Source organism: Streptomyces sp. RKAG337 (genome assembly GCF_023701715.1).
Lineage (GTDB): Bacteria > Actinomycetota > Actinomycetes > Streptomycetales > Streptomycetaceae > Actinacidiphila.
In genome coordinates this window covers 6,670,678-6,686,168 of the sequence record NZ_JAJOZA010000001.1, presented here as the reverse complement: position 1 = coordinate 6,686,168, position 15,491 = coordinate 6,670,678, and the positions used below count along the sequence as shown (strand labels likewise).

Sequence of the window (15,491 nt, the reverse complement as noted above, 5' to 3'; positions counted from 1 at the left end):
TCACCACTGGACGGCCGCGCCGCCGTCCTCCATTATTTCTGACACACAGTCAGATAAATGGAGGTGCTCGACTCATGGCCGTCATTCAGCGGCGGGGCCGCAGAATCATGATGACCCCGCACGAGGTCGACGCCTTCCTCGCGGAGCAGCGCACCTGCCGCGTGGCGACCGTCTCCAAGGACGGCCGTCCGCACGTCGGCGCCCTGTGGTTCACCTGGGACGGCGCATCGCTGTGGCTCTACTCCATCGTCCGCAGCCAGCGCTGGACCGACCTGCTGCGCGATCCCCGCGTCTCGGTCGTGATCGACGACGGAGTGGAGTACGGGGAGCTGCGCGGCATTGAGCTCTCCGGGACCGTCGAATTCATCGGTGAGGCGCCCCGAACCGGCGAGCCCGTCCCCGAGCTGGACGCCCCCGAGCGGCTGTTCTCGGCCAAGAACTTCGGGCTCGACACCATGCCGCACGACGGCCGCCACGCCTGGCTCCGGCTCACCCCGGAACGGATGGCCTCCTGGGACTTCAGCAAGATTCCGCAGTAGAGCCGCGGGGCGGGGCGGGCGTCACTTGCTCCCCCGCGCCGCCGCCTCGGAGATGTTGCGGGCCATGCCGCCGAAGACCACGGCGTGGAACGGCGCCACGCTCCACCAGTAGAGCTGGCCGGCCAGACCGTGCGGATGGAACAGCGCACGCTGGCGGAGGAGGGTGGCGCCCGCGTCGTCGCGGTCCACCGACAGTTCCAGCCAGGCCAGGCCGGGCAGCCGCATCTCGGCGCGCAGCCGCAGCAGACGGCCCGGTTCGATCGCCTCGACCCGCCAGAAGTCCAGTGAGTCCCCGACCCGCAGCCGCGCGGTGTCGCGGCGGCCCCGGCGCAGCCCGACGCCGCCGGCCAGCCGGTCCAGCCACCCCCGTACGGCCCAGGCGAGCGGGAACGAGTACCAGCCGTTCTCACCACCGATGCCCTCGATCACCCGCCACAGCGCGTCCGGCGGGGCGTCCACCGTGCGTTCGCGCCGGTCGGTGTACAGACTGCCGCCGGCCCAGTCGGGATCCGTGGGCAGTGGGTCGCTGGGGGCCCCGGGCACCGCGGCGGACGACCAGCGGGTCGGGACGTCGGCGTCCCGCAGCCGTTTGAGCGCCAGCCGCACCGAGTCGTCGAACCCGATCCGCCCGGTGGGTGGGTCGGGTACGTACCGCGCCAGGTCGTTCTCCGAACAGATCACTTCGTGCCGCAGTGACTCGGTGAGCGGGCGGGCGATGGAGCGCGGCACCGGGGTGACGATGCCGATCCAGTGACTGGACAGGCCCGGCGTCAGGACCGGTACGGGCAGGATCAACCGCCGCGGCAGGCCGGCGACGGCCGCGTACCGCTGCATCATGCCGCGATAGGTGAGGACGTCCGGGCCGCCGATGTCGAAGGACCGGCTGACGTCGGGCGGCAGGGTGGCGGCGCCGACGAGGCAGTGCAGTACGTCGCGGACGGCGATCGGCTGGATGCGGGTCCTGACCCAGCTCGGGGTGACCATCAGCGGCAGCCGTTCGGTGAGATAGCGCAGCATCTCGAAGGAGGCCGAGCCGGAGCCGATGATCACCGCGGCCCGCAGGACGGCGGTGGGCACTCCCGAGCTGAGCAGAATGTGCCCGACCTCGGCGCGGGACCGCAGATGCGCGGAGAGCTCCGGCTCCGGGACCCCGGTCGGCGTCAGCCCGCCCAGATAGACGATGCGCCGCACTCCGGCGGCGCGGGCCTGCTCGGCGAAGAGCCGGGCGGCACGGCGGTCGGTCTCCTCGAAGCCACGGCCGGTGCCCAGCGCGTGCACCAGGTAGTACGCGGTGTGCACGCCCTCGAACGCGGAGCGCAGCGAGTCCGCGTCGGTCACATCGCCCCGCACCGTCTCGACCCGATCGGCCCAGGGGTGGTCACGGAGCTTCTCCGGCGTGCGGGCGAGGCAGCGGACGGCGTATCCGGCATCGAGCAGCTCGGGCACGAGCCGGCCGCCGATGTATCCGGTGGCTCCGGTGACCAGACAGCGGCGGGTGCTTTCGTCTTCGGGCATACGGGGATGCCTACCCGGCCGCCGTCGGCAATCACAGCAGGTGGGCGGTGGATCGCTGTTCCGACGGCTGCCGGGGACCGGATCCGGAGGCCGGGTCCGCGGGACAGGTCCACAGGCCGGGTCCGGAAGCCGGGTCCACAGGCCGGGTCCGGAGCCGGGTCCGCGGGACAGGTCCGCAGGCCGGGTCCGCGGTCCGGGTCCGCGGGACAGGTCCGCGGTCCGGGTCCGCGGGACAGGTCCGCGAGCCAGGTCCGCGGGACACGGCGTATCAGCGCTACATCTGGGGGTAGCGTCGATACGCCCATGGTGTTAGCGTTGCTGTTGTCGGGTTGCGAAGGACGCCACCCCAGCCGGACCAGGGAGCACCGTCATGAGCGCGCAGACCACCACCTCCAAGTCCTCGAGCCGGGTCGCGATCGTCACCGGCGGCTCCCGCGGCATCGGCCGGGAGAGCGCCGAGCGACTGGCCGCCGACGGATTCGCCGTCGTCGTCAACTACGCCGGCAACCAGACCGAGGCCGACGCGACGGTGTCGGCCATCACCGCCGCCGGCGGGCGGGCGGTCGCCTTCCGTGCCGACGTCGCCGACGAGGTCTCGGTCTCGGCCCTCTTCGACATCGCCGAGAGGACGTTCGGCGGAATCGACGTCGTCGTGCACGCGGCGGGCGTCATGACGCTGGCACCGCTGGTCGACACGGATCTGGACGCCATGGACCGTATGCACCGCACGAACATCCGCGGCACCTTCGTCGTCGATCAGCAGGCCGCCCGACGGCTGCGCGGCGGCGGGGCGATCATCAACTTCTCCAGCTCCGTGGTGGGACTGGCCATCCCCGGCTACACCGCATACGCCGCCACCAAGGGCGCCGTCGAGGCGATGACGCTGATCCTGGCCCGGGAGCTGCGCGGCCGGGACATCACCGTCAACGCCGTGGCCCCGGGACCGACCGCCACCGCCCTGTTCCTGGACGGCAAGGACGAGGAGACCGTCGCGAAGATGGCCGCCCAGGCACCGCTGGGGCGCCTCGGCACCCCGCAGGACATCGCCGAGGTCGTCTCCTTCCTCGCCGGCCCGGCCCGCTGGGTGAACGGCCAGGTCGTCCGGGCCAACGGCGGCATCGTCTGACCGGCGCCCCGGCCGTCCCTTCCGCCTTTCCCTTCCTTCCCTCGCGTTCTTTCCCTCGCGCTTTCGCGCTCGACCCACCGACCGACGACCGACCGACCGACCGACCGACCGAGGAGTTTCCGCCATGGGCAGCACCATCGTCATCACAGGAGCCGGTTCCGGTTTCGGAGCCCTGGCCGCACGGGCGCTGGCCCGCTCGGGCCACACCGTCTACGCCGCCATGCGCAACACCACCGGCCGCAACGCCGACCGGGTCGCCGAGGCCCGGCAGTACGCCGCCGAGCACCAGGTGGACCTGCGCACCGTCGAACTCGACGTCCTCTCCCAGGAGTCCGCCGACGCCGCCGTCGCCACCATCCTGGCCGAGGCGGGCACCCTGGACGTCGTCATCCACAACGCCGGCCACATGGTCACCGGCCCCACCGAGGCGTTCACTCCCGAAGAGCTCACCGCCGTCTACGACACCAACGTGCTCGGCACCCAGCGGGTCAACCGCGCCGCCCTCCCCCATCTGCGGGCGCGGCGGCACGGCCTCGTCGTGTGGATCGGCTCCACCAGCACCCGCGGCGGTACCCCGCCGTACCTCGCCCCGTACTTCGCCGCCAAGGCCGCCATGGACTCGCTCGCCGTCAGCTACGCCGCCGAACTGGCCCGCTTCGACATCGAGACCTCCATCGTCGTCCCCGGCTCCTTCACCTCGGGCACCAACCACTTCGCCACGGGCGGGCACCCGGCCCAGCAGGACATCGTCGACACCTACGAGGAGCACTACGCCGGCCTCATGGACCAGGTCTCCCGGCGCCTCGCCGACCTGGCCCCGGCCGGTGCCGACGTCTCCCAGGTCGCGGACGCCATCGTCGACGTCGTCAACGCGCCGCACGGCACGCGGCCGTTCCGTGTCCACATAGATCCCGCGGGCGACGGCGCCGAGGAGGTCAGCGAGGTCGCCGACCGCATCCGCGCCGAATTCCTCGCCCGGATCGGCCTCGGGGACCTCCTTCACCCGCACACCCACCCGCACGCCGCCGAGTAGCACCCCGGCGCGAGCGCGGAGACCATGAGACCGTCCCCGCCCCACCCCGACCGGCCCGTACCGGACAGGAGAACACGATGGCCACGACCGAACTTCACCCCGCCGTCCAGCGCGCGGTGGACGCCGCCAACTCCGGCGTCACCGACGACTTCCTCGACAGCTTCACCGCGGACGGCGCCGTCGACGACTGGGGCCGTGTCTTCGCCGGACGTGAGGCCATCCGGGGGTGGAGCGACAAGGAGTTCACCGGGGTGGACGTCAGCCTGGACGTCACAGCGGTGCGCCGGTCGGGCGACACCGTGACCGTCAGCGCCACGGTGGGCGGGAACGGCTTCAACGGCCCCTCCGACTTCGCGTTCACGGTGGCGGGCGACCGGATCTCCCTGATGCGGATCACCGGATGACGACCGGCCGGCCGCGGCGTGGAAAGCCCGCCACCGTACGTAGCACCGCTACGCCGTGCTTGATAGCGTTCCCCGTGTGAGTACCCGAGCGCGCATCCTGGAAGTGGCGGCCGACCTGGTCGCGGAGTCTCCGGACGGGGACGTGTCCACACGGGCGGTGTGCGAGGCCGCGCAGGTGGGCGCCCCGGCGCTCTACCGGTACTTCGGGGACAAGGAAGGCCTGCTGTCGGCCGTCGTCGACCACGGCTTCGACAAGTACCTGGCGACGAAGCGGCAGCACCGCGCCGGTGCCGACCCCATCGAGGATCTGCGCAACGGCTGGGACAGCCACGTGGAGTTCGCCCTGCAGAACCCGAACCTGTACCGGTTGATGAACTCCCCCGCGATGCGCACCACCCCGGCCGCGGCGCTGGAGTCCCATCAGATCCTCACCCGGGACCTGGAGCGGGCGGCGGCACTGGGCAAACTGCGGCTCGCCCCCGAGCTGGCCGCCCAGATGGTGATGTCGGCCAACGTCGGTGTGGCCCTGATGCTCGTCGCCCGGCCCTCGACCTTCACCGACCCGAGCACATCGCATCGCGTCCGTGACGCCGTGCACGCCTCCGTCTTCACCCCGGACGTGTTCGGCACCCGAGCCGCGCAGGACGGCTCCGCCGGCGACCGGGACGACGCGCGGCTGCAGTCGACCGCGAGCCGGTTGAACGCGCTGCTGCGCCGGTCGCCCGACCAGACGCTCAGCGTCGCCGAGACGGTCCTGCTGACCGAATGGCTGGACCGGCTGTCGAACATCCCCCAGCACCAGTAGGCACAGAAATCCGCGGATGTTTCCCGCCGCGGTGTCGATCCGGGCCCGGGCCGTTCGTATAGGGAGTGAGAAGCCGGCACGAGGCCGGCGGAACGACCTAGGAGGACACCATGCCGCAGTACCTGCTCAGCGTGATGCAGCCCGAAGGGGAGCCGCCCGCCCCCGAGGTCCTGCAGGAGATCATGCGCAACGTGGAGGCTCTGCACGAGGAGCTCAAGGCCGCCGGAGCGTGGGTCTTCGCCGGCGGTCTGCACGCCCCGAGCACCGCGACCGTGGTCCGTCTCCAGGACGGCGACGTGCTCACCACCGACGGCCCGTACCTCGAGGGCAAGGAGTATCTCGGCGGCCTGTCCATCATCGAGGCGCCCGATCTGGACGCCGCGCTGGAATGGGGCCGTAAGAGCGCCCGGGCGACCACCCTCCCGATCGAGGTGCGCCCCTTCTACTGGGAGGCCACCGGCTGATGGCTGATCTGCCGGCCGTCCCCGCCGCGGAGATCGAACAGGTCTTCCGTGCGGAGTACGGCCGCTCGGTGGCCGTCCTGGTCCGTGTCTTCGGCGACATCGACATCGCCGAAGAGGCGGTCCAGGACGCGTTCACCACAGCGCTGGAACGGTGGCCGTCCGCCGGGCTGCCGCCGAGCCCGGCCGGCTGGATCATCACCACCGCACGCAACCGGGCGATCGACCGGCTCCGCCGGGAGGCGTCCCGCCAGGACCGGCATGCCCAGGCCGCTCTGATGCACGCCCGCGACGAACCGCCCGAGGAGGGCCCCGTGCGCGACGACCGGCTCCGCCTGATCTTCACGTGCTGCCACCCCTCGCTCGCCACCGCAGCGCAGGTCGCGCTGACGCTCCGGCTCCTGGGAGGCCTCAGCACCACCGAGATCGCCCACGCGTTCCTGGTTCCTGAACCGACGATGGCCCAGCGGCTGGTGCGGGCCAAGGGCAAGATCCGGGACGCCCGGATCCCCTACCGGGTCCCGTACGAGGCGGACCTCCCGGGCCGGCTCCGGGCCGTACTGGCCGTCGTCTACCTCATCTTCAACGAGGGCTACACGGCGAGTTCGGGCGACCGGCTGGTCCGTGAGGACCTCTGCGCGGAGGCCCTGCGCCTCGGACGGCTGCTGGCCGAACTCATGCCGGACGAACCCGAGGTCATGGGGCTGCTCGCGCTCATGCTGCTCACCGAGTCCCGTCGCCGGGCCCGCTCCGCCCCGGACGGCGGGCTGGTCCCGCTGGCCGAGCAGGACCGGGACCGGTGGGACGGCGCCCTCGTCGCCGAGGGACAGACCATCGTCCGGCAGTGCCTGCGGCGCGGCCGGCCCGGCCCCTACCAGGTCCAGGCGGCCATCAACGCCGTCCACAGCGACGCCCCGAGCACGGCCGCCACGGACTGGCGGCAGATCCTGCAGCTCTACGACCAGTTGCTGACGCTCACCCCGACCCCCGTCGTGGCCCTCAACCGCGCGGTCGCGGTGGCCGAGGTCGACGGGCCGGAGGCCGCGCTCGCCCTCGTCGACGAGCTCGGCCTCGACGGTTACCACGTGCTCCACGCCATCCGGGCCGACCTGCTCCGGCGGCTGGGCCGCACCGCCGAGGCGCGGTCGGCGTACGGGACGGCGATCGCGCTCGCCGGGAACCAACCGGAGCACGACTTCCTCACGCGCCGGCAGCGGGAACTCGGCCCGGACCTCTGATCGGCGGTCGGCGGTCCGGGGTCCGCGACGTTCAGTCGAGCGCCGTCGGAGCGGGCGGGGCGATCGCGAAGTCCGCCGGGTCCACGCCACCCTGCTTCGTGTCGTCGTTCGCGAAGACGAACGACTCGATGGAGATGTTCCGTTCATCGCTGAGCGCCGCCACCAGCTCCTGCATGACGACGGTCTCCAGCACCACACGGACACTCGGCGGCACGCCGGGCAGCCGCACCACGCCGAGGTCGGCGCCGCCGCCGACCGGCCGGGTGGTGACGAGCAGCGTGAGGTGCCCGGCGTCCGAGAGGGAGCGGGCCAGGGCGACCTCGCGGCCGTCGCCGAAGACGATGTGCAGGGTCCGGCCCGCGGACTCCATCTCGCCGTGCAGATAGTTCCTGGTGACGGAGGCGGTGGCCGGCATCCGGACGACCTCACGCAGCAGCAGCGCCCCCTCCTCCGCGGCGGCCCGTGAAGCACCCGACGCGACGACGTCGGCGGCCACCCGGCGCGCGGCGCGGGCCCGCAGCGGGTCGATCACCTCCGCCGCGTCATGACGGACGGCCGCCGCCAGCGCCGCGATGCCCTGCCAGGGATCGTCCGCGCCGATCCGGCCCGTCATCGCCCCGGCGATCAGGTCCAGGGCGACGACCGCTCCGGTGAATCCGATCGTCGAGGCGTACGAGTCGGGCTCGTTGCCGAGGTCGACCGTCATCTCCGCGAGCTCGCCCAGCGGGGACGGCGTGACGTTCAGCAGGGCGACGCGCGGTACCTCGTTGGCCTCCTTGAAGGCCGCGAGGGTCTCCGAACTGCGGCCGCCCTGCGACACCCCGATCAGTACATCGACGTCGAACCCGGCGGTGCCCCGCTCGATCTCGCTGGAGAGCACCCGCTGGGTGACCACTCCCCGGGCACGCAGCAGGTCGACCGCCACACCCAGCGCCGCGTACGAGGCGCCGATCCCCGCGAAGAGCGGGCGCTCGGCAGCGCGCAGCCGCTCGAGGCCCGCCCCCTCGAACTGCCCGCGCACATGCGCGACCACCCGCTCCAACGCGTTCGGCTGGTCGGCCTGCCCCTGGAGGAAGGTAATTCGCGATCCGGACATCCTCGCGGTTCCTTTCGTACGTTCCCACGCCGTAGGAGGAAGGTACGGGAGCCGTCGCACGCGAGCGGCCGAGTCGGGTGCGGAAGTTGACTACGCCCCGCCCGGGTTCTGGTTTTCCCCGCGCAATGCCTTCGCCTCCTTCTCCGGATCCAGTCCGAGCGTGGGGCGGTCCGGCCGCTGCGGTGCGGTGCCACCCAGCGTCTGGAGCCACGTCCAGGTGTCGGCCACCGTCTCCGCGACGGGGCGGCAGCGCAGTCCCGCGGCGAGCGCCTTCGAGACGTCCGCGCCGTGCATCGCGTCGTGTACCTCGCCCGGTGGCAGCCAGACCGGGAGCTCCGTCCACGGCTCGATGCCGGCCGCGAGGATCGTCTCCGGGTCGGTCCAGCGCAGTTCGGCGTCCGAGCCGGTGACCCGGACGCAGGTCTCCAGGAGCTCGCCCATCGTGGTGTGCCCCGGCGGGCTCACCAGGTTGTACGGGCCGCCGAGCTCCTTCACGGCGGCATCCAGCGTCCAGGCCGCGAGGTCCCGCGCGTCGATGTACTGCAGCCCCAGGTCCCGCGGGCCGGGCGCCAGCACGCCGCCTCCGCGGGCGATCCGTCCCAGCCACCACGGCAGCCGTCCGATGTTCTCCCCCGGCCCGAGGATCAGCCCGGCCCTGAGCAGCAGCGCCCGCTCCCCGAAGGCCGCCACCGCCGCCAGTTCCCCGCCCCGCTTGGCCTGGGCGTACTCCACTTCACCGTCGTCGTCGGGGGACGCGTCGACGAGCGGGCCGTCCTCGGTGAGGCCGGCGGGCGGCGGGAACCCGTACACCGACCGGCTGGACACATACGCGTAGGTCGTGGCCCGGCCGGCGAGCAGCCGGCCCGCGTCGCGCACCGCCGACGGCGCACCGGACCAGGTGTCGACGACGATGTCCCACTCGCCCCGCTCCAGCGCCGCCAGCCCGCCCGCCGCGGTCCGGTCGCCCAGCAGCGTGGCGACCCCCGGCGGCGCCGCATGGCGACCGCGGTGGAACGCCGTCACCTCCCAGCCCCGTTCCAGCGCCTCGTCGGCGACCGCGCGCCCGACGAACTCCGTCCCACCCAGCAGCAGAATCCTCATGCCGGTCACCCTGCCCCCGGACCGCCCCGGCGGTAACCGTTCCATGCTCACAGCGGAATCGCCCACGGCGGAATGCGGCTGTGCGGCCCCGGCCTGCGGCGTCGTAAGGTCGGGGTATGCGACTGAGCACTGTGATCCTTCCCGTGTACCGCTGGACCGAGGGCCGGGAGGTGTGGCGGCGGGCCGAGGATCTCGGCTTCGACACCGCCTACACCTACGACCACCTGTCCTGGCGGACCTTCCGGGACGGCCCGTGGTTCGGCGCGGTGCCCACCCTCACCGCGGCCGCGACGGCCACCGAGCGACTGCGGCTCGGCACGCTCGTCACGTCGCCCAACTTCCGGCACCCCGTGACGCTGGCGAAGGACCTGATCACGCTCGACGACGTCAGCGGAGGGCGGATCACGCTGGGCATCGGCGCGGGCGGCTCCGGGTTCGACGCGACCGCGCTGGGCCAGGAGGCGTGGACGCCGCGCGAGCGGGCGGACCGCTTCGGGGAGTTCGTCCCGCTGCTCGACCGGCTGCTCACCGACGACGTGGTGTCGTACGAGGGCGAGTTCTACTCCGCGCACGAGGTCCGCAACATCCCCGGTTGTGTGCAGCGGCCCCGGATCCCCTTCGCGGTGGCCGCCACCGGGCCGCGCGGGCTGAAGCTCGCCGCGCGCCATGGGCAGGCCTGGGTCACCACCGGCGACCCGAAGCTCTTCGAGACGGGCACACCCGAGCAGTCGCTGGAGGCCGTCCGCGGCCAGATCGCCAAGCTCGGCGCGGCCTGCGACGAGATCGGCCGGGACCCCGCCGAACTGCACAAGACCATGCTCACCGGCTTCACCCCGGACCGCCCGCTGGACTCCTTCGACGCCTTCACCGACTTCGCGGGCCGCCACGCGGAGCTGGGCATCGACGAGATCGTCATCCACTGGCCGATCCCGGACTCCGACTTCGCCGCCGACCCCAAGCTCTTCGAACGCATCGCCACCGAGGGGCTCGTCCAGCTCGCCACACCGTAGCAACGCGGGGCAATCCGGACGGCGAGGCCGGCGCGGTCGTGTCCGGCACGGCCCAGTACGGCGATTCACGTGCGCACCTGACGTCTCAGTGCGCACACTTGGTTGTGCGCTCAACGATTGACCCCGGTGCTTCCCCGCACGGTTCCGGCCGTCCGGCAGACGTGCACCCGCACACCGGCCTGGCCGGGGTCATCCATGCCGCGCCCCACCGGCGCGCACAGCCGGCCGAGCACGCCGGGCACGGCTAAGCCCCTGGCGAACGAGCGGTACCCGTGGGTCCTCCGGGGAAGGTGCGGGCCCAACAGCGGCCGGAGCACCGGCCGATGTCCCGGAGGTACGTGACACGCGGAGGTTCCCCATGGCCCCGGCTGCGGCATACGACGAGATAGCCGACTGGTACGAGGAGGAGTTCCTCGGCGGGCGCCAGGCGGGGACCGGAACCGGCGAACCGGTCGCGGACGGCGATCCGCTGGGCATCCACCGCGCCACCCGCGAACTGCTGGGCGGGGGAAGCGGCACCTGTCTGGAGATCGGCTGCGGCACCGGGACCCACGCCGAACGGGTGCGCGGGCTCGGCTGGACCCCTGTCGGCGTGGACCTCTCCGCCGGCATGTTGCGGCACGCGCGCGGCCGGCTCCCCATCGCACGGGCCGACGCCGAGCGGCTGCCGATAGCGGCCGGTTCGGTGCCGGCCGTCATCTCGATGATGGTCCACACCGACATGCCCCGATACCCGGCCGTGCTGCGCGAGGCGGCCCGGGTGCTGCGTCCCGGCGGGGTGCTGGTGCACGTCGGCGTCCACCCCTGCTTCTGCGGCGGATTCGCCGACCGCGCGGACCCCGACGCGGTGGTGATCCGTCCCGGCTACCGCGACGGCCACTGGACCAAGGCGTCCTGGACGAGTGCCGGGGTGCGCGACAAGGTCGGCGCCACGCACTACCCGCTGCCCGACCTGATGCACGCCTTCCTCGCGGCGGGCCTGGTGCCCGAACGGTTCACGGAGGGCGGCACACCGACCCCGACCGTCCTGGCCGTCCGGGCCCGCAAGCCCGGGTCACCGCCGGTGGTGTGAACGTCGCGCGTCAGACCGCGGACGCGGCGAGCGCGGCGCCCGCTGATGACTGCAGGGCCTCGACCGCGGCACGGATCGCCGGTCTGCGGTCGGCGTCCTCGCGCCAGACGGCGTAGACGTGGCGGTGCATGGTGTGGCGGACGGGGACGACGCTCACGCCGTCGGGGACCGGGCCGCGGCCGAGCCGGGGGGCGACCGCGACGCCGAGTCCGGCCGCGACCAGGGCGAGCTGGGTGTGGTGTTCCTCGGCGGAGTGCGACAGGCGCGGCTCGATCCCCTTGCCGCGCAGGGTGAACATGAGCCAGTCGTGGCAGAACTCGCCGTCCGGCCAGGAGACCCAGTCGTCGTCCGCGAAGTCCTCCAGCTCGATCTGCGCCCGGCCGGCGAGCGGGTGGTCGGACGGCATCGCGACATCGGCGATGTCGTCCAGCAGCGGCGCCTTGGCGAGGCCGGGCGGCAGGGACAGCGGTCTGTTGTACCAGTCCAGGACGACGGCGAGGTCCATGTCGCCGCGCACCACCCGGGCCACCGAACCGGCCGGCTCCATCTCCTGCATCCGGGGCCGCAGTTGGGGGTGGTCCCGGCGCAGGGCCGCCAGGGCCGTCGGCAGCAGCCCGCGGGCGGCGGTCGGGAACGCCCCCAGGACGACCTCGCCGACGGCCGCTCCCCGGTGCGCCTCCAGATCGGAGTGCGCCAGCTCGACCAGCGAGAGGATGCGTTCCGCATGGCCGGAGAGCAGCCGGCCGGCGTCGGTGAGGCGGACCCCGCGGCCGTTCTTGGCCAGCATCTGCTGACCGGTCTCGCGCTCCAGCTTGCCCATCTGCTGGGAGACGGCCGAGGTCGTCACATGCAGGACGTCGGCGGCGGCGCTGACCGAGCCGTAGGTGGCGATCGCATGCAGGATCCGGAGGCGCTCCAGGTTCAACATGTAAGTGATTCTACGCGTTCCATCGTACGTAAACTCGCTTGTTCTACGGAGTCGAATCCGTCATCTTAGGAGCATGAGCGTCCCCGCCGGCCTTCGGCCCGCCTCCGCCACCGCCGCGCCCGCTCCGATACCGGAGGCGGCCCCGGGCGTCCGCCGCGCGGTGGACTGGCGGATCCGGTTCGCCGTTCTGGGCCTCATCTGGGGCTTCAGCTTTCTGTTCATCAAGGTCGGCACGGAGGCGTTCGCACCCCTGCAGGTGACGCTGGGCCGGATGGTCTTCGGCACGGTCGTGCTGGTCGCCGCCCTGCTCGTCAAGCGCGACCGGCTGCCGCGCGGGAAGCGGACCTGGCTGCATCTGACGGTCGCCGCACTGCTGCTCAACGCGCTGCCGTTCTCGCTGTTCGCCTACTCCGAGCTGACCATCCCCTCCACGCTCGCGGGGATCTGCAACGCCACCACCCCGCTGTGGAGCATGGTGGTCTCGGTCGTCGCACTCTCCGAGGACAAGCCGACGCGGCAGCGGTTCGCGGGGGTCGGCCTCGGCTTCGTCGGTGTGCTGACCGTGCTCGGCGCCTGGCAGGGCTTCTCCGGCCAGGACCCGGCGGGCACCGCCATGGCCCTGATCGCCGCGGCCAGTTACGCGGTCGGCTGGGCGTACGTGCGCCGCACCCTGGCGGGGTCCGGCCACTCCAACCTGGCGCTCTCCAGCAGTCAGCTGCTGCTCGGCACCGTCCAGCTCGCCCTGGTCACACCGTTCTTCACCTCCGTGCCGACCTCGTTCCCGATCCTTTCGGTGCTCTCGGTCGTGGCACTCGGCGCCCTCGGCACCGGGATCGCGTTCCTGCTCCAGTACGGGCTGGTCGCCGAGAAGGGTCCGACGATCGGCGCGATGGTCACCTATCTCATCCCGGTCGTCGCGACCGCCGCGGGCGTACTGCTGCTCCACGAGCGGCTGGGCTGGAACGAGCCGGTCGGCGCGGCCGTCGTCCTGGCCGGCGCCGCCCTCACCCAGCTGCGCCCCCGCCGTTCCCGACCGGCCGCCGCTACGACTCAGCCGTAGCGGCCCGCGCCCGACGCCCGGACCACCCGGGCGACCGCGTCCGCGAGCGGCACGATGTCGGCGTCGCCGAGGGCGGAGACCGTGAGCCGCACGCCGGGCGCGGACGCGAGGCGGAAGCGGGCGCCGGGGGCGGTGGCCCAGCCGGCCTGCAGCAGGCCGGCCACCGCGCCGGTCTCGTCGGAGACCGGCACCCAGACGTTCATGCCGCTGCGTCCGTGGGCCGCGATGCCGCGTTCGGCGAGGGCGAGGACCAGGGCGTCGCGCCGCCGGCCGTACGACCGCGCCACCACCGGCGGGTCGACCGCGCCTGACTCCCACAGGTGCACCACGGCGCACTGCAGCAGATGGCTGACCCAGCCGGCGCCCAGCCGGTAGCGCCCCTGGACGCGGTCGACGGTGACCGGGTCGCCGGTGAAGACGGCCAGGCGCAGATCCGGGCCGTACGCCTTGGCCGTGGAGCGCACCAGCACCCAGTGCGTGGTGACGCCGGACAGACAGTGCAGCGGCAGGTCGACCAGTCCGTGCACATGGTCGTCGTCGACCACCAGCACCTCCGGATGGCGCGCGAGCACCTCGCGCAGCTCCCGGGCGCGGTCCGCCGAGATCGCCGCGCCGGTCGGGTTCTGGCCGCGGTCGGTGACGACGAGAGCGCGCACGCCGGCCTGCAGCGCCCGTGCCACGTCCGCGACGACCGGCCCGTCGTCGTCGACCCCGACCGGCACCGCGCGCAGCCCGAGGGCGGGCGCCAGGTCCAGCACGCTCCCCCAGCCCGGGTCCTCGACCGCCACGGCGTCACCCGGGCGCAGATGGGCCGCCAGCACGCGTTCGATGGCGTCGAGCGAGCCCGAGGTGAGTCCGATGGGGCCGTCGGGCACACCGTCCCGGTCGAAGGCCGCGCGGGCGAGAGCGCTCAGCCCGGCGTCGACGGCCGGTCCGCCGTAGAGCGCCGGGTTCTCGGCGTTACGGGCCACCGCCGCCGCGAACGCCGCGCCGAGCGGCGGCAGCAGCGAGACGTCCGGATTGCCGTTGGAGATGTCCCGCGTCCCCGGCGGCACCTCGATCCGGATCTGGTCGCGTGAGGTGGTGGCGGGCCGGGAGCGCACCCGGCTGCCGCGCCGGCCGGCCGTCTCGATCACCCCGCGGTCGCGCAGCAGCCGGTAGGCGGCGGCCACCGTGTTCGGGTTCACGTCCAGTTCCTGGGCCAGTTCACGCAGCGGCGGCAGCGCCGCGCCGGGCTTGAGCGCGCCCTCGCCCACCGCGCGCTCGATGTCGGCGGCGATACCCGATGCGCCCCGGCCGGTGATTCGATACTCTCCTAGCACAAAGTTCATTATGCACTAGTTCAAAGGATAGCGCCATGGCCGACACTGCCGCCGCCCCCACCATGTCCGGCCCCACCGTCACCGCCCCTTCCTACGAGGCGACGGAACGCACCGTCCCCACCCGGATACGGGAGCGCGCCGCCTACGACCGTGACACCGTCCACGCGATCCTCGACGAGGGCTACCTCTGCCACCTCGGGTTCATCCGCGACGGCGCGCCCGTCGTGCTGCCCACCCTCTACGGCCGGATCGGCGAGCGGCTCTACGTCCACGGCTCGACCGGGTCGCGGCCGCTGCGCGGCGCGAAGGACCCGGGGCTGGCCGTCTGCCTGACCGTCACCCACCTCGACGCCCTCGTGCTGGCCCGCTCCGCGTTCCACCACTCGATGAACTACCGCTCGGTGGTGGTGCACGGGACCGCCCACCAGGTCACCGACCCGGAGGAGCGCGCCGAAGCGCTGGACGCCCTCGTCGACCAGGTGGTGGCCGGCCGCGCGGACGACTCGCGCCGGGCCAACGCCAAGGAGCTGGCCGCGACCACGGTCATCCGGCTCGACCTCCTGGAGGTGTCGGCGAAGGTCCGCACCGGCGGCCCGAACGACGAGCCGGAGGACACCGGACTGCCGTACTGGACCGGGATCGTGCCCGTCACCAAGACCTACGGTGCCCCGTTCCGGCCGACGACCTCGACCCGGCCATCGCCCTGCCCGCCTACCTCGCCTGAATCCGAGCCCGATCCCGATCCCGAGCCTGAGCCTGAGCCTTAGCCCGAGCCCGAGCC

The 15,491-nt window shown here is 72.8% G+C and carries 15 protein-coding genes and 1 pseudogene; 11 read left to right on the top strand and 5 right to left on the bottom strand.

The window, feature by feature from the left end:
- The first annotated feature begins 74 nt into the window (after positions 1–74).
- A complete protein-coding gene (locus tag LNW73_RS29675; protein ID WP_250974645.1) occupies positions 75–539 on the top strand; it encodes a pyridoxamine 5'-phosphate oxidase family protein in 465 nt (154 codons plus the stop codon).
- 21 nt (positions 540–560) lie between these two features.
- On the opposite strand, the gene LNW73_RS29670 is transcribed toward LNW73_RS29675, so the two are convergent.
- Positions 561–2,054 (bottom strand): SDR family oxidoreductase, encoded by a 1,494-nt coding sequence (locus LNW73_RS29670; protein ID WP_250992007.1) that lies wholly within the window; start codon positions 2,052–2,054, stop codon positions 561–563.
- A 370-nt stretch (positions 2,055–2,424) separates the two neighbouring features.
- On the opposite strand from LNW73_RS29670, the gene LNW73_RS29665 reads away from it, so the two are divergent.
- The 6 genes from LNW73_RS29665 to LNW73_RS29640 all read left to right on the top strand — a co-directional run bounded on the left by LNW73_RS29665 (position 2,425) and on the right by LNW73_RS29640 (position 7,121).
- Positions 2,425–3,180 (top strand): SDR family oxidoreductase, encoded by a 756-nt coding sequence (locus LNW73_RS29665; protein ID WP_250992006.1) that lies wholly within the window; start codon positions 2,425–2,427, stop codon positions 3,178–3,180.
- A gap of 124 nt (positions 3,181–3,304) precedes the next feature.
- Positions 3,305–4,213 (top strand): SDR family oxidoreductase, encoded by a 909-nt coding sequence (locus LNW73_RS29660; protein WP_250992005.1) that lies wholly within the window; start codon positions 3,305–3,307, stop codon positions 4,211–4,213.
- Positions 4,214–4,290: 77 nt separating this feature from the next.
- On the top strand, positions 4,291–4,617 hold the full coding sequence (locus tag LNW73_RS29655) for a nuclear transport factor 2 family protein (protein ID WP_250992004.1): 327 nt from the start codon (positions 4,291–4,293) through the stop codon (positions 4,615–4,617).
- A gap of 76 nt (positions 4,618–4,693) precedes the next feature.
- A complete protein-coding gene (locus tag LNW73_RS29650; protein WP_250992003.1) occupies positions 4,694–5,422 on the top strand; it encodes a TetR/AcrR family transcriptional regulator in 729 nt (242 codons plus the stop codon).
- Positions 5,423–5,532: 110 nt separating this feature from the next.
- Positions 5,533–5,886 carry a YciI family protein gene (locus tag LNW73_RS29645; RefSeq protein ID WP_250974651.1) on the top strand — a complete coding sequence of 118 codons (354 nt, stop codon included), beginning with the start codon at positions 5,533–5,535 and terminating at the stop codon, positions 5,884–5,886.
- Entirely contained in the window at positions 5,886–7,121 is a 1,236-nt protein-coding gene (locus LNW73_RS29640) for an RNA polymerase sigma factor (protein ID WP_250992002.1), read from the top strand. Before LNW73_RS29645 ends, LNW73_RS29640 begins: the two co-directional genes overlap by 1 nt.
- 31 nt (positions 7,122–7,152) lie before the next feature.
- Here LNW73_RS29640 and LNW73_RS29635 read toward each other — a convergent pair whose 3' ends face one another.
- Positions 7,153–8,217, bottom strand: coding sequence for an SIS domain-containing protein (locus LNW73_RS29635; protein WP_250992001.1), 1,065 nt, complete (start codon positions 8,215–8,217; stop codon positions 7,153–7,155).
- A 90-nt stretch (positions 8,218–8,307) separates the two neighbouring features.
- Entirely contained in the window at positions 8,308–9,318 is a 1,011-nt protein-coding gene (locus tag LNW73_RS29630) for an NAD-dependent epimerase/dehydratase family protein (RefSeq protein ID WP_250992000.1), read from the bottom strand.
- Between the two features lie 116 nt (positions 9,319–9,434).
- On the opposite strand from LNW73_RS29630, the gene LNW73_RS29625 reads away from it, so the two are divergent.
- Positions 9,435–10,328 (top strand): LLM class flavin-dependent oxidoreductase, encoded by an 894-nt coding sequence (locus LNW73_RS29625; RefSeq protein WP_250991999.1) that lies wholly within the window; start codon positions 9,435–9,437, stop codon positions 10,326–10,328.
- Between the two features lie 358 nt (positions 10,329–10,686).
- A complete protein-coding gene (locus LNW73_RS29620) occupies positions 10,687–11,400 on the top strand; it encodes a class I SAM-dependent methyltransferase (protein ID WP_250991998.1) in 714 nt (237 codons plus the stop codon).
- Between the two features lie 10 nt (positions 11,401–11,410).
- Here LNW73_RS29620 and LNW73_RS29615 read toward each other — a convergent pair whose 3' ends face one another.
- Positions 11,411–12,328, bottom strand: coding sequence for a LysR family transcriptional regulator (locus LNW73_RS29615; RefSeq protein WP_250991997.1), 918 nt, complete (start codon positions 12,326–12,328; stop codon positions 11,411–11,413).
- 73 nt (positions 12,329–12,401) lie between these two features.
- On the opposite strand from LNW73_RS29615, the gene LNW73_RS29610 reads away from it, so the two are divergent.
- Positions 12,402–13,388, top strand: a complete 987-nt coding sequence (locus tag LNW73_RS29610) for a DMT family transporter (protein WP_250991996.1) — start codon at positions 12,402–12,404, stop codon at positions 13,386–13,388.
- Here the strand turns inward: LNW73_RS29610 and LNW73_RS29605 are convergent.
- Complete coding sequence (locus LNW73_RS29605) at positions 13,379–14,710, bottom strand: aminotransferase class I/II-fold pyridoxal phosphate-dependent enzyme (protein WP_250991995.1); 1,332 nt, start codon at positions 14,708–14,710, stop codon at positions 13,379–13,381. The two genes, LNW73_RS29610 and LNW73_RS29605, sit on opposite strands and share 10 nt — an antisense overlap.
- Positions 14,711–14,772: 62 nt before the next feature.
- Here LNW73_RS29605 and LNW73_RS29600 point away from each other — a divergent pair.
- Positions 14,773–15,434, top strand: a pseudogene (locus LNW73_RS29600) (pyridoxamine 5'-phosphate oxidase family protein).
- Positions 15,435–15,491 lie beyond the last annotated feature (57 nt).

Bases quoted from the DNA above. Each gene is read 5' to 3' on its own strand.
- LNW73_RS29635 (WP_250992001.1), bottom strand. From the start codon at position 8,217: ATGTCCGGATCGCGAATTACCTTCCTCCAGGGGCAGGCCGACCAGCCG.
- LNW73_RS29645 (WP_250974651.1), top strand. From the start codon at position 5,533: ATGCCGCAGTACCTGCTCAGCGTGATGCAGCCCGAAGGGGAGCCGCCC.
- LNW73_RS29670 (WP_250992007.1), bottom strand. From the start codon at position 2,054: ATGCCCGAAGACGAAAGCACCCGCCGCTGTCTGGTCACCGGAGCCACC.
- LNW73_RS29675 (WP_250974645.1), top strand. From the start codon at position 75: ATGGCCGTCATTCAGCGGCGGGGCCGCAGAATCATGATGACCCCGCAC.
- LNW73_RS29610 (WP_250991996.1), top strand. From the start codon at position 12,402: ATGAGCGTCCCCGCCGGCCTTCGGCCCGCCTCCGCCACCGCCGCGCCC.
- LNW73_RS29630 (WP_250992000.1), bottom strand. From the start codon at position 9,318: ATGAGGATTCTGCTGCTGGGTGGGACGGAGTTCGTCGGGCGCGCGGTC.
- LNW73_RS29660 (WP_250992005.1), top strand. From the start codon at position 3,305: ATGGGCAGCACCATCGTCATCACAGGAGCCGGTTCCGGTTTCGGAGCC.
- LNW73_RS29615 (WP_250991997.1), bottom strand. From the start codon at position 12,328: ATGTTGAACCTGGAGCGCCTCCGGATCCTGCATGCGATCGCCACCTAC.
- LNW73_RS29665 (WP_250992006.1), top strand. From the start codon at position 2,425: ATGAGCGCGCAGACCACCACCTCCAAGTCCTCGAGCCGGGTCGCGATC.
- LNW73_RS29620 (WP_250991998.1), top strand. From the start codon at position 10,687: ATGGCCCCGGCTGCGGCATACGACGAGATAGCCGACTGGTACGAGGAG.
- LNW73_RS29640 (WP_250992002.1), top strand. From the start codon at position 5,886: ATGGCTGATCTGCCGGCCGTCCCCGCCGCGGAGATCGAACAGGTCTTC.
- LNW73_RS29625 (WP_250991999.1), top strand. From the start codon at position 9,435: ATGCGACTGAGCACTGTGATCCTTCCCGTGTACCGCTGGACCGAGGGC.
- LNW73_RS29655 (WP_250992004.1), top strand. From the start codon at position 4,291: ATGGCCACGACCGAACTTCACCCCGCCGTCCAGCGCGCGGTGGACGCC.